This window comes from Olivibacter sp. EAT-5 (assembly GCF_044784325.1).
Classification (GTDB): domain Bacteria; phylum Bacteroidota; class Bacteroidia; order Sphingobacteriales; family Sphingobacteriaceae; genus Olivibacter; species Olivibacter oleidegradans.
The window spans coordinates 2,860,401-2,872,596 of record NZ_CP173028.1 but is presented as its reverse complement, the minus strand read 5'-3'; the positions used below and the strand labels follow the sequence as shown (position 1 = coordinate 2,872,596).

The following is a 12,196-nucleotide window of genomic DNA, read 5'->3' as shown; positions in this document are numbered from 1 at the left end:
ATTAGCTTTCGGATATCAGCTGTCAGCTTTCAGTGGTAACCGACCGTAGGAAGCTCATGAGTACCGAAAAAAGCAAACACTTACAAATAATTGGCTCATCGGTTAATTATCAAGCTGTAAGCCCTAGGCAATAAGCTTCAGCTATTACCAAGTTATAAGTTCTAAGTTATAGGTTTTAAGTAGGGCATCTACTACTGCCAGTGCTGCTGGTAATCACATCACATTGGCTTATCGGCTAATTGGCTAATTAACTATTTTCCTACTCAACAACTTAACGTCTCAACCACTTCCCCATGCTCCCTCCTTAACGACTCGTCTTTTAACTAAAATTTCACATAAAATTAATCCACAGCTCATACGTGATTCCAAACTTTGGTAAAAACACGTTTACGACCATGGAAAGCTTCAAAATTGAAATCACTGACAATCAATATTTGATACGTTTACAGCGATCGGAATTTGACCTAAACTCGCTTTATACTTTATTGAAAAGTCTAGGTGCGGAAATACCATTTAGAAATTACCGTGTAGATTTAGATGATGACATGATTAAAAGTCATCGAAATGATGAGGACTTTGGCGATCGCTTTGACTATTTATTGGATAAATAGTCGTTTAAACGCATAATATTTTTTCATTTTTTTAGTAGACCCCAAAAAAGAGAAAAAAAAGCGAGAATGAGCTGCCAGGTCGTTTTTTTTTCAAAAAAGAAGCTTTTAATAAACTAGTTTTTTCAGCCATTGTTAAAATCTATTTGCATTATTAGAAAATATTGATTTATATTTATACCGAATCGGAGAACTTAAACTTAAAGATTTGACAATGGGAGATTTTGACAACAAAGAACGGGAAGAAGTTTTTTCAAAAAAGGTTAGAGCAGGAAAGCGCACCTATTTTTTTGACGTGAAGGCCACGAGATCGAATGATTACTATGTAACCATTACAGAAAGTAAAAAAAGACTGGAAGACGGCGTGTTTGTAAAACATAAGATTTTCTTGTACAAAGAAGACTTTGAAAAGTTTGCCGAAGGACTTAATGAAACTGTTGACTATATTAAGGCCCATCAAGAAGTAGTTGAAAAACGTTATGAGTTTAGTGAAAATGGCATAACAGCTGACGCTAAAAAGGATGACGATTTTTCGTTCTAAAGACTGCTTAATTGACTGAAATCAATTAAGAGCCTCAACCATTTGAGGCTTTTTTTGTTTACCAAGCATAACCATTAATCTTATATATTTATGCGCTGGAAAGGCAGAAGAGAAAGTGACAACTTCGAAGATCGAAGAGGTATGTCCGGAAGAGGTTTAGCAGTTGGTGGCGGAATCGGGGCGATAGTCATTGCGCTAATCGTCAGTTTTTTAGGAGGTGATCCCGGACAGGTGTTGCAACAGTTACAAACTGCTGCGCCGCAACAGGAACAACCCGTAGAAATCAGTGAAGAAGAAAAAGAGTTAACATCCTTTGTCAGGACGGTTTTAGCTAGCACTGAAGATGTCTGGAGTCATCTTTTTGAGCAAGAAGGCGCTGCCTATCAAACGCCTACTTTAGTCGTGTTCCGCGACCAAACTGCTACTGAATGCGGCGCAGGCATGACCGCCATGGGACCTTTCTACTGCCCTGCCGATCAAAAACTCTTTATTGACCTAAGTTTCAACGATGAACTAAAAAACCGGTTCGGTGCTCCGGGAGAATTTGCAATGGCCTACGTTATTGCCCATGAAGTTGGCCATCATATACAGCATTTGAATGGCACAATGAATAAGGTGCAACAAATGCGTACCCGTTTAAGTGAGAAGGAGTATAATAAATTATCCGTTAAGCTAGAACTACAAGCGGATTTTTTAGCCGGTGTATGGGCACATCATGCCAATAAGTTAGAACAGCTACTCGAGGAAGGTGACATTGAGGCCGGCTTACAAGCGGCCAATGCAATAGGAGATGATAAACTTCAAATGCAGGCTCAGGGTCAGATTGTTCCCGACGCTTTTACACACGGGACATCAGCGCAAAGAGTTTACTGGTTTAAAAAAGGTTATCAAACAGGAGATGTTAACCAGGGAGATACTTTTAATAACGATCGGTAGAGCTTCCCGCGCCCTAAATGTCATTTTTTTAAAAGGGGTTAAGACTAAAGTCGGACTTTGATTCTATCTATTTCTTCTATAAAGACTAGTAGCCAACGAGAACCGAGCTCAGCAAAGGTAAGAAGCAAATTTATCCTGTATACGTACCGTTTTCATGCATATAAAAATAAATTTGTCTAAGTTTGCGGGAGGGTCGCATGGATATTTCTCGCATTTGAGAATAGCCTCGACCAGTCAGGGTGATAATTACGATTTAAAATCACACATTCAGCAAATCAAATTGTTCAATTTACATGACTCAAGATAGCCGTTCAAGCAAGTTTATTCCCGCCTTTCCTGCCATGTTGAAAGGAAAATGTCCACGTTGTAGACAGGGCAATATGTTCAAGAGCTTTTTCTCCAATACAATGTATGAAGAATGCGGCCATTGTGGTTTAACTTTTGAACGCAACCCAGGCTACTTTTATACAGCCATGTACGTTACCTACGTATTTAATGTAGCAGAAATAGTAACGCTTGGAATAGCGACGTTCGTTTTATCCGGCGGATCTGACAATCCCTGGTTATATGTTGGCATAATCATTCCGGGAATTTTGCTTTTGGCTCCTCTCAACTATCGATACTCGCGCATTATACAAATGTATTGGTTAGATCCGACGCTCAAATATAGACCGGATTTATCAGGAAATAAAAACGATCAGACACCCGCATAAAAAACAGCACCTATTGGCTTTTTCGAATATTCCTGCGTGCCAAGCCTAAAACAAGCGCGACAATGGCAAGCACCAATAGTATGTAAATCAAGTTTCCCACGGCATATACAAAAGTACCCAAAGCCCACCCAATCAACAATATAATAGCAATAATATAAAATAACGCTCTCATAATATCCTGTCTAATACAAGAACAACCATTTAAGTATATCTTTTGTTTTCCGGCATCGGTCATCACAATAAATCAATTCGCATATCCACATTCATTTCTCCCTTACCGTCAACTATGTTTTTATGTTCATTGAATGACGAACAGCCTTTCGGTCATTGCATATGAGACCAATTTTATCTATTTTTGCAAATAAAATAGAATAATTCCATTAGCTTGAGGCAATTACGAGGATTAGCAGGGAAAAAGAAAAAAACAAGGTTTTATACGCTCAACCAAACAGATTTCTAATGCAACAATCTATATTATTAAGTGGTCTAAAGTTTCAAATCACCATTCAACGTCTTTGCCAACAGTTAATTGAAAATCATCATGACTTCAAGAATTCAGTGATCATCGGTATCCAACCGAGGGGCATTTACTTGGCAAAACGGATACGGGAAGAACTACAAAGAATATTACAGATCGACTCCATTTTATTCGGTGAGCTTGATATTACTTTCTATCGGGATGATTTTCGTCGCAAAGAAAACGGTCCGCTAGTTCCTAACAGTACAAACATAAATTTTGTGATCGAGAACAAAAAAGTCATCTTGATCGACGATGTACTGTGGACAGGCCGGACGATCCGATCATCGTTAGATGCCATACAAGCTTTTGGCCGCCCTGAAAAGGTGGAATTACTGGTACTTGTTGATCGCAGATTTTCAAGACATCTGCCCATTCAGCCAGACTATATTGGCATTCAAGTGGATTCCATTAATTCGCAACGGGTCATTGTTAACTGGCGCGAAACGGACACACAAGACCAAATCATCCTTCTAACAGAAGAAAACAATTAGAAATTTTTGATTGCATATACAATGGCAGAAACAGCACAACAGCTAAGCACCAAACACTTATTAGGCATAAAAGACTTGTCCGCAGAAGATATCCACCTGATATTGGACACAGCAGCCACTTTTAAGGATGTCATCAACCGCCCAATCAAAAAGGTACCTTCATTACGTGATATTACAATTGCCAATGTCTTTTTTGAGAACTCGACACGCACCAGACTGTCCTTTGAGCTCGCCGAAAAACGTCTGTCGGCAGATGTCATCAACTTTGCGGCTTCTTCTTCTTCAGTCAGCAAAGGCGAAACACTCATTGACACGGTAAATAACATCTTGGCAATGAAGGTAGATATGATTGTTATGCGACACCCTTATCCCGGTGCAGGCGTTTTTTTAAGTAAACATGTCGATGCCCAAATTATAAATGCAGGAGATGGAGCACACGAGCATCCAACACAAGCCTTGCTCGATGCGTTTTCTATAAGAGAGCAATATGGCGATGTTGCCGGAAAAAAAGTAGCCATTATTGGCGATATCTTACATTCAAGGGTCGCCCTTTCCAATATTTTATGCTTACAAAAGCTCGGGGCCGAAGTACTGGTATGCGGTCCTACAACGCTTATTCCTAAATATATTACTTCGCTGGGCGTTAAAGTGGAGCATGACCTGCTCAAGGCGCTTCACTGGTGCGACGTAGCCAATATGTTACGAATTCAGCTGGAGCGTCAGGATATCAATTATTTCCCCTCTTTAAGAGAATATTCGATGCTGTATGGTTTGAATAAAACGATACTTGAATCCTTAGATAAAAAGATAACCATCATGCACCCCGGGCCGATCAATCGTGGTGTAGAAATTACAAGTGATGTGGCCGACAGCCAGCATTCGATTATTCTGGATCAGGTTCAAAATGGCGTAGCAGTGAGAATGGCTGTATTGTACCTCCTTGCCGGAAAACGTGTTTAAGGAAGCATCAATCAAAAATATTTATCGTACACATTATTTCACAATTATTGCCGTTATAGTAAGAGGTTATTAACATTTGTTAAGTAATAGTGTACAAAACTTCATAACATCCCATTAATTTAGCATAAAAAGAATTTGAACAACATGTTTAATAAATTCACTCGTATTAGTCTAGCACTTAGTCTTTTCGCCAGCAGTGCCCTCGCCCAACAAAGTGCTTGGCAATCTCTTAACCAAGCTTATAAAACAGGTATGGAGCTGTACGAAAGGGGAAAATATGCCTCGGCTTATAACCAGCTTGGTAAAGTTGAAACCATCCGTACCAATACGACTATACAACAAGATGAAAGTGACCAAATTTCATTACTGAAAGAAAATGCACGTTTTTATCAAGCGGTTTGTGCGCTTGAATTAGGCAATCACGATGCCGAAGGCCTATTTCTAAAATTCATAAAAGATCATCCAACAAGTGCCAATACGAAAGCTGCCTACTTTCAGGTAGGACGATCCTATTTTGCAAAAAAGAATTATCCGAAAGCGATTGAATGGTTCAAGAAATTAGACGGTGGAAATCTAAGCGGTTCTGAAAACACCGAATATCGCTTCAAATTGGGTTATTCGCTCTTTATGACAGAAGATTATAAAGCAGCAAAACCCTTATTTGAACGCCTAAAGGAAGAAAGAGGCCAATATCAAGAGGCTTCCATCTACTATTATGCTTATCTGTCCTACCTGGATGCGGAATATAAAATCGCATTAAAAGAATTTGAGCGTTTAAAGGGATCAAAAGCATACGAGAACAGCTATCCATACTACATCGCGGCGCTCTACTTCCTCGACAAACGTTATGATGATGTTCTTTCTTATATACTGCCCATTTTAGAACGAACTAAACAGGAGAACGAAACAGAGATTTTCCGTATCGTAGGTGCCACCTACTTTGCTAAGAACGACTTAGCCAAGGCGAAAGAATACTATGACAAATTTCAAGCCCAAGATCAAGGGAAAACCCAAAATAATCAAGATGATTATCAGATAGGATATATTGCCTACAAGAATGGCAATTATGAGAAAGCTATTAAAGAACTGGAAAAGTTAACGGAACCGGACGCTTATTTCCAAAGCGGAATGATCATCTTAGGGGATTCCTTTTTAAAATTAGGCAACAAAGAGAGTGCTCGTAATGCTTTTTTCAGAGCATCGAAACTTGATTTTGATCCTTCCATGAAAGAGCAGGGACTGCTGAATTACGCTAAGTTGTCTTATGAGCTGGAATTTCACCAAGTAGCCTTAGACGCCACCCAAGAGTACTTGAAAACCTACCCACGTTCTAAAAACCTCGACGAGGCGAAAACGTTGCTGGCAGAGGTTTTATTGAGTACAAAGAATTATCGATCGGCAGTGGATATCCTGGAATCCATTCCGAAAAGGACCAAAGAGGCAAATGCCGCTTATCAAAAAGTGACTTACTTCCGCGGTTTGGAATATTACAATGAGCGGGCTTTTGAAAATGCCATTTCGATCTTTATGCGTTCTGAACAGAACCCATACGATCCGGAACTCCTAGCTTTAGCAACCTATTGGAAAGCGGAAGCGATGTACGAAGTCAGAAAATACGGTGAAGCCACAACAAATTTCAGCAAGTTTCTGCAGTATCCGGCAGCAAAAAACACAGACGTTTATAATTACGCCAATTATGCACTTGCTTATGCGGCCTTCCGTAACGATAATTATCGTACTTCTGCCAACTATTTTGCTAAATTTCTAAATAGTGGAGAGCCCATTGAGCTGAATACAAGAAATGATGCCATTGCGCGTTTAGGCGATTCATATTTTATGTTGAAGGATTATGGTAATGCGATGGAGCAGTACAATAAGCTCATGAGTACAAAAGCTAAAACACAGGATTATGCTTTGTTTCAAAGTGGTATTATCAGGGGCCTACAGGGCGACGCCGATGGCAAGATCAGTATTATGACGGATTTATTGGCGCGATATCCCAACTCCAACTATGCAGACGACGCAAACTTTGAGATACCCTATACTTTTTTCCTTAAGGGAGAAAATGAAATAGCGATTCAAGGTTTACAGGATATGATTGAGAAATATCCACGCAGTAGCTACGTGCCGAGAGCACTTGTCACCATTGGTTTGGTTCAGTACAATAGTGACAACAACGACGCTGCGGTCAGAACCTTTCAACGAGTAGTTGAACAATATCCAACAACAGAAGAAGCAAAACAGGCGTTAAAGTCGATACAGAATATCTATATTGATAAAGGGGATGCGCAAGGATTCTTGGATTATGCAGGCACAACGGCCATTGGTGATTTGTCGACGGCTGAACAAGACAATATTACTTTTCAAGTAGCAAACAATTACTTCTCCAGAGGTGATTATCAAGCAGCTATTGAAGCAGTGAATGCCTATTTCGATAAATTTCCGAAACCTATACAGGAAAAATTTGCACGTTTCATACGTGCGGAAAGTTTGTACAAAACCGGGCATCCGCAAGAAGCTTTGCATGACTTTAACATTATTTTGAACGATTGGACAAGTGCCTACACAGAACGAACCTTATTGAGTGTGTCCAATTTATATCTTGATCAAAAGAAATATAACGAGGCGATTGCACCACTGAAAAAATTAGAGCTTACTGCTGAGTATAAATCGCACTATAACTTTGCCATCAATAACCTGATGGTAGCCTATTTCAATATTCATGACTTTGACAATACGCTTATGTATGCGCGATATGTGAAGGAATATGAAAAGTCTTCTGTTGAGGATAAGGCAAAAGCAGATCTTTATGCTGCAAAAGCGCATATGTTAAAAGGCGACTTAAGCACTGCCCGAAAGGAATTAAATCAGGCGGTAGCCAACAGCCAAACGATTGTCGGTGCAGAAGCAAAATACAATATCGGTAAGTTACAATATGAAGCTGGCGAATATAAAGCCGCTCAGGAAACCGCTTTCGATTTAATTAAGAATATGCCGTCTTATGACTACTGGGTTGCGAAAAGCTTTATTTTATTAGCCGACTGCTATACAAAACTAAAAGATGAATTCCAGGCGAAAAGTACTTTACAGAGTATTATCGAGAATTACGAAGGTAAAGATGATATCATTCCTACAGCAAAAGAACGTTTAGAAAAATTAACCGGAAAAAAAATAGATACTAAGAAAGTAACAGATAGTGTAAAAACAGAAAGCGATTCTACTGCGGTAGACAGTACGGAAACTGACAGTACTACTTTAGATTCATCCGCGGTTGAGAAACAAGCTTTATAAATAAGTTCATTCATACTATCTAAATAACGAAATACCATGATATTGAATTCTTCAATGTTAAAATATACATTACTAATCGGCTTAGGTTTTTGTTCCTTCGTTGCGTTTGCGCAAGAAGAAGAGCAAGTACCGCAAGAGGAGGCCAAAGGAAATTTAGGGGAAATTGAAGTTGTTCGGGACTACAAACCTATTTTGGCTGATGCGGTAAAAATCAGACAAAGTCCCGACCTCACGAATAATCGTAAATACCTGTCTAAACTTAACTATTCTGTTTTCGACAGAAAACTAGATATCAATACGGGAACACATCGCTTAGAAATACAACAATTGCCTGCGATGCGACCAGATATATTAACCAATAACTACGCGAAAATAGGGGCCGGAAACTTTAACACCCTCTTAGGGGAGGTCTACATTAGTAACGGTGAAGATCAAGCACTTCAAGTAGGCGGTTTTGCAAAACACCTCAGTCAAAAAGGATCGGATTACGAGGGGCAGAATTTTAGCGAGCAAAAAATCGGGTTATTCGGAAGAAGTATCTTAGACAGAATAACGTTGAATGGAGAAATCGGCTTTAATCGTTATGCAACGCGATATTATGGTTTTGTTCCCCTTCAGCCGGAATTAAACACCGACCCTACGAAGCAGCATTATAACGACCTTTACCTTAAAGGAGAATTGAACAGTAATTATGAGGATAACGAAGAGTTGTTAAGCTATTCGCTTAAAGTAGATGGATACCTGTTCGGCAATGCTTTCTCAACGAAAGAAAATTCCTTTGCCCTCAGTGCTAACATCAACAAAAAAGTCAACGCTTTTAATGTGGGGGCGAATGTTTCGGGAGATTTTACCAGTCTCAAGAGTAATGATTTAAGCTTAGGAAATCATATCGCCCGTTTGAATCCCTATATCCGTTTTCAGGGAAAGAATTATAAATTGACCTTGGGAGCTACTTTAGTAAGCGAATTTGGCGGGGAAGAGAATAGAAACAATATTTTCCCAACTGTCGACTTTGATTTCGCCTTAGTGCCAGAATATGCGAGCATATATGCCGGTGTGAAGGGAGATGTTGTTAAAACCTCATTCCGGTCGTTAGCTAATGAAAACCCTTTTCTTACGGAAAGCCCTTTCCTGGACACAACAAGCAATAGCCTAGTTGTACGTAATATGTTGGAAAAACTGCACGTTTTTGGAGGATTAAAAGGCAATGCCGGCGCTACCTTTGGTTATAAAGTTGGCGTCTTTTACAAACAAATCAGCGACCTGCCTTTTTACGCTATTCAGCCTAATTCACCTTCAAGATATGATATCATATACGATCGTGGAGAAAAGAATAAAGTCTTTGGTTTAGAAGGAGATATTAACGTCCGCGTATCTGAAGCGGTCAGCTTAGGCGGTAATTTATTGTTTAACGAGTATGATTTGGAAAATGAAGCTGAAGCTTGGTATATTCCAAAATTGCGCCTCGCTGCTAATACTCGGATCAATATCAGCAAAAAGGTATACATAGATGGCGAGCTTTTCTTCAACGATGCGATGAAAGCTAAAAGTTATCAGCAATATGCCGGTGTAAGCGGTACAGATCCAAATGCACCTGTTACTGTATCCATGCCATCGTTTGTTGATATTAGTGCCGGATTGGAATACCGCGCTACAAAGCAGATTGGCGTATACGTCAGGGGAAATAATTTACTAAACAAAGGTTACGAACGCTTCTTATACTACCCACGCTTAGGCTTTAATATAATAGGCGGTGTAAACGTTTCGTTTTAATTGTTAAGCTTTCTAAATTTGCCGACTCAAACGAAAGAAGGAATGTTTAATTTAGGCCAATACTTGCATCAACTCTTACTTATACATCCACAAGTCGGGGTACCGGGTATTGGTGTTTTCACCAAAGCGCGCATTGCAGCTCGATACGATGAGCAATTAGAAAAGTTTTTGCCTCCTACAAGCAGCTATTCGCTCATTCCTCACGCAACGACCGATAATTACCTAGTTGACTATGTTGCTAAATCCATGCACTTATCCAATGAGGAAGCAATTGACGTTGTCGATAAAACAGTAAATCGTTTGCTGACTGATATTGACGAACAGGGTGAAGCGAAGTTAGAGCCAATAGGTTATCTAAAGCAAATGGATGGAACGTATACGTTGATTTCAAAAGAACTTCAATCGTTTTGGGGCTTACAGCCGGTGGATGATTATAAAGAAGAGTCTTTACCGGAAGAGTTACCGGCTGTACAGGAACAGCCCGATACGATACTACAAGAACCTGCGATTCCTACTGAGCCGGAACAGCCTGAAATTAGCTATGAGACCGTAGCGAACCAAAGGGAAACAAATAATAATGTTTGGCTTTGGGTAGTAACCGGCATTATCGCTATCGGGCTAGCTGCATTTTTATTCTGGAAGCGTCAGGAGCCCGGTATTCCGCCGCATCAAAACGAAATTAACGTTGCCTTGAAAGATACAACGAATGGCTCAGCAAACACAGCAAAGGACACATCCACTAACCTACCAGATACAACGACAACCGGCCTTCCGGCCGACTCTTTAGCCGATTCGCTGAATCAGCGTGTATCTAAAGAAGAAAAAGAGCCGCTTGTACGAAAGGCATCAAAAGAAAAACCGTTTTCAATTGTAATCGGCTCGTTTAAAACCATGAAATTAGCGATTGAACAAGCAAAATATTTTAGAACGATCGGTATTAATGCATTTGTCCTGGAAAGCAATATGCCCAATAATAGAAAAAAGATATGCTATGGGTCCTATCCAACTAAAGAGGCTGCAAAGGAGCAATTGGAAAAAGTTAGGAACGAGATAACGAAAGAAGCATATATATATCCCTAGTGTATAAATGCCGGGAATAAATTTTATCTTGGTACCGATATTAAACAAACAGTGTAAAACAAAATTATTATTTATAAAACATGTTTTTATTACAAGTTACAGACACACCCGCTACATTGGACTCGATGCTTACCGCACCGGGCCCTTCTACTGCACCGATTGAAGATTTAAGTTTGTTAGACCTGCTTATTAAAGGAGGATGGGTGATGATTCCTATCGCCATTCTCGCTTTCTTGGGTTTGGTAATTTTTATAGAAAGGTACTTGACCATAAAAAAAGCTTCCCGTTATGATTCGAATCTTATGATTCAGGTCAAGCAGAACATCATGTCGGGCCGTTTGGAGGCCGCATTGGCGCTTTGCAGGAATAGTAACGGACCTTTAGGGGCCATGCTTCAAAAAGGGCTTACCCGTATCGGTAGACCCATTAAAGATATTGAAGGAGCGATTGAGAACGTCGGTAAACTGGAAGTATCAAAACTTGAGAAAAATATTAATATATTAGGTATCATTGCAGGTATTGCACCAATGCTAGGTTTTGTTGGTACAATCATTGGGGTGATTACAATTTTCCATGAGGTCTCCATAAAAGGAGTAATTGAAATCGGCACCGTATCCGGAGGCTTATATACAAAAATGATTACTTCTGCATCCGGACTCATTATCGGTATTATTGCCTATGTAGGGTATCATATATTGAATATGATGGTTGACCGTTTAATTCTTCGCATGGAAACAGATGCCATTGAGTTTATCGATCTATTGGACGAACCAGGCAGCTAAATTGGTTTTTGGCATTACTTCCACTGAGATTTGAAACTTTCAGGCACCGGTAATGTTCAGGGCCATTAATTCAAAAATGTATTTCCAATGAATTTAAGAAAAAGACACCATAGACCAGCTGCAGAGGTCCACACATCGGCCTTAAACGATATCATGTTCTTTTTGCTACTATTCTTTTTATTGGCCTCGGCAGTTGCCAACCCTCAAGTAGTGAAACTCTTGTTGCCCAGGTCACAGTCGGGAGAACAGTCGGTAGCTAAACGAACCATAAGCTTGTCAATTAATAAAGATTTGCAGTACTTTGTAGAAAAAAAACAAGTATTGCTCGATCAATTGATGCCCACCCTACAAAGTTATGTACAGGAAGGGCAGGAATTGACCGTGCTTTTATATGTTGATAGAACAGTAGCAATTGAAGATGTGATTCAGGTGATGGACATTGCCAATAAGTTAAAAATAAAGCTTGTTTTGGCCACCGAACCAAAAGAGAAGAGTTAGGCA

The 12,196-nt window shown here is 39.7% G+C and carries 12 protein-coding genes; 11 read left to right on the top strand and 1 reads right to left on the bottom strand.

The window, feature by feature from the left end:
• Positions 1-395 precede the first annotated feature (395 nt).
• The 4 genes from ACH11B_RS11775 to ACH11B_RS11760 all read left to right on the top strand — a co-directional run bounded on the left by ACH11B_RS11775 (position 396) and on the right by ACH11B_RS11760 (position 2,798).
• Positions 396-611, top strand: a complete 216-nt coding sequence (locus ACH11B_RS11775; protein ID WP_013665512.1) for a hypothetical protein — start codon at positions 396-398, stop codon at positions 609-611.
• Positions 612-822: 211 nt separating this feature from the next.
• Positions 823-1,149 carry a DUF3276 family protein gene (locus tag ACH11B_RS11770; protein ID WP_013665511.1) on the top strand — a complete coding sequence of 109 codons (327 nt, stop codon included), beginning with the start codon at positions 823-825 and terminating at the stop codon, positions 1,147-1,149.
• A gap of 90 nt (positions 1,150-1,239) precedes the next feature.
• Positions 1,240-2,085, top strand: coding sequence for a neutral zinc metallopeptidase (locus ACH11B_RS11765; protein WP_013665510.1), 846 nt, complete (start codon positions 1,240-1,242; stop codon positions 2,083-2,085).
• Positions 2,086-2,378: 293 nt separating this feature from the next.
• On the top strand, positions 2,379-2,798 hold the full coding sequence (locus tag ACH11B_RS11760; RefSeq protein ID WP_013665509.1) for a DUF983 domain-containing protein: 420 nt from the start codon (positions 2,379-2,381) through the stop codon (positions 2,796-2,798).
• A gap of 10 nt (positions 2,799-2,808) precedes the next feature.
• Here ACH11B_RS11760 and ACH11B_RS11755 read toward each other — a convergent pair whose 3' ends face one another.
• Positions 2,809-2,970, bottom strand: a complete 162-nt coding sequence (locus ACH11B_RS11755) for a lmo0937 family membrane protein (RefSeq protein WP_130856384.1) — start codon at positions 2,968-2,970, stop codon at positions 2,809-2,811.
• A 287-nt stretch (positions 2,971-3,257) separates the two neighbouring features.
• On the opposite strand from ACH11B_RS11755, the gene pyrR reads away from it, so the two are divergent.
• From pyrR to ACH11B_RS11720, 7 genes are all read left to right on the top strand, one after another.
• Entirely contained in the window at positions 3,258-3,809 is a 552-nt protein-coding gene (pyrR, locus tag ACH11B_RS11750) for a bifunctional pyr operon transcriptional regulator/uracil phosphoribosyltransferase PyrR (RefSeq protein ID WP_013665508.1), read from the top strand.
• 21 nt (positions 3,810-3,830) lie between these two features.
• Positions 3,831-4,769 carry an aspartate carbamoyltransferase catalytic subunit gene (locus ACH11B_RS11745; RefSeq protein WP_013665507.1) on the top strand — a complete coding sequence of 313 codons (939 nt, stop codon included), beginning with the start codon at positions 3,831-3,833 and terminating at the stop codon, positions 4,767-4,769.
• A 144-nt stretch (positions 4,770-4,913) separates the two neighbouring features.
• Positions 4,914-8,060, top strand: a complete 3,147-nt coding sequence (locus ACH11B_RS11740) for a tetratricopeptide repeat protein (RefSeq protein WP_130856382.1) — start codon at positions 4,914-4,916, stop codon at positions 8,058-8,060.
• Positions 8,061-8,114: 54 nt separating this feature from the next.
• Positions 8,115-9,833, top strand: coding sequence for a hypothetical protein (locus tag ACH11B_RS11735; protein ID WP_049794982.1), 1,719 nt, complete (start codon positions 8,115-8,117; stop codon positions 9,831-9,833).
• 42 nt (positions 9,834-9,875) lie between these two features.
• Positions 9,876-10,913: a hypothetical protein gene (locus ACH11B_RS11730; RefSeq protein WP_377612648.1), complete on the top strand. Its 1,038-nt coding sequence runs from the start codon at positions 9,876-9,878 to the stop codon at positions 10,911-10,913.
• A gap of 80 nt (positions 10,914-10,993) precedes the next feature.
• Positions 10,994-11,695: a MotA/TolQ/ExbB proton channel family protein gene (locus ACH11B_RS11725; RefSeq protein WP_013665503.1), complete on the top strand. Its 702-nt coding sequence runs from the start codon at positions 10,994-10,996 to the stop codon at positions 11,693-11,695.
• 87 nt (positions 11,696-11,782) lie between these two features.
• Positions 11,783-12,193: a biopolymer transporter ExbD gene (locus ACH11B_RS11720; protein ID WP_013665502.1), complete on the top strand. Its 411-nt coding sequence runs from the start codon at positions 11,783-11,785 to the stop codon at positions 12,191-12,193.
• Positions 12,194-12,196 lie beyond the last annotated feature (3 nt).

What these genes read in the sequence shown, in the direction of transcription:
- ACH11B_RS11775 (WP_013665512.1), top strand. Translation starts at nt 396, where the DNA reads ATGGAAAGCTTCAAAATTGAAATCACTGACAATCAATATTTGATACGT.
- ACH11B_RS11770 (WP_013665511.1), top strand. Translation starts at nt 823, where the DNA reads ATGGGAGATTTTGACAACAAAGAACGGGAAGAAGTTTTTTCAAAAAAG.
- ACH11B_RS11765 (WP_013665510.1), top strand. Translation starts at nt 1,240, where the DNA reads ATGCGCTGGAAAGGCAGAAGAGAAAGTGACAACTTCGAAGATCGAAGA.
- ACH11B_RS11760 (WP_013665509.1), top strand. Translation starts at nt 2,379, where the DNA reads ATGACTCAAGATAGCCGTTCAAGCAAGTTTATTCCCGCCTTTCCTGCC.
- ACH11B_RS11755 (WP_130856384.1), bottom strand. Translation starts at nt 2,970, where the DNA reads ATGAGAGCGTTATTTTATATTATTGCTATTATATTGTTGATTGGGTGG.
- pyrR (WP_013665508.1), top strand. Translation starts at nt 3,258, where the DNA reads ATGCAACAATCTATATTATTAAGTGGTCTAAAGTTTCAAATCACCATT.
- ACH11B_RS11745 (WP_013665507.1), top strand. Translation starts at nt 3,831, where the DNA reads ATGGCAGAAACAGCACAACAGCTAAGCACCAAACACTTATTAGGCATA.
- ACH11B_RS11740 (WP_130856382.1), top strand. Translation starts at nt 4,914, where the DNA reads ATGTTTAATAAATTCACTCGTATTAGTCTAGCACTTAGTCTTTTCGCC.
- ACH11B_RS11735 (WP_049794982.1), top strand. Translation starts at nt 8,115, where the DNA reads ATGTTAAAATATACATTACTAATCGGCTTAGGTTTTTGTTCCTTCGTT.
- ACH11B_RS11730 (WP_377612648.1), top strand. Translation starts at nt 9,876, where the DNA reads ATGTTTAATTTAGGCCAATACTTGCATCAACTCTTACTTATACATCCA.
- ACH11B_RS11725 (WP_013665503.1), top strand. Translation starts at nt 10,994, where the DNA reads ATGTTTTTATTACAAGTTACAGACACACCCGCTACATTGGACTCGATG.
- ACH11B_RS11720 (WP_013665502.1), top strand. Translation starts at nt 11,783, where the DNA reads ATGAATTTAAGAAAAAGACACCATAGACCAGCTGCAGAGGTCCACACA.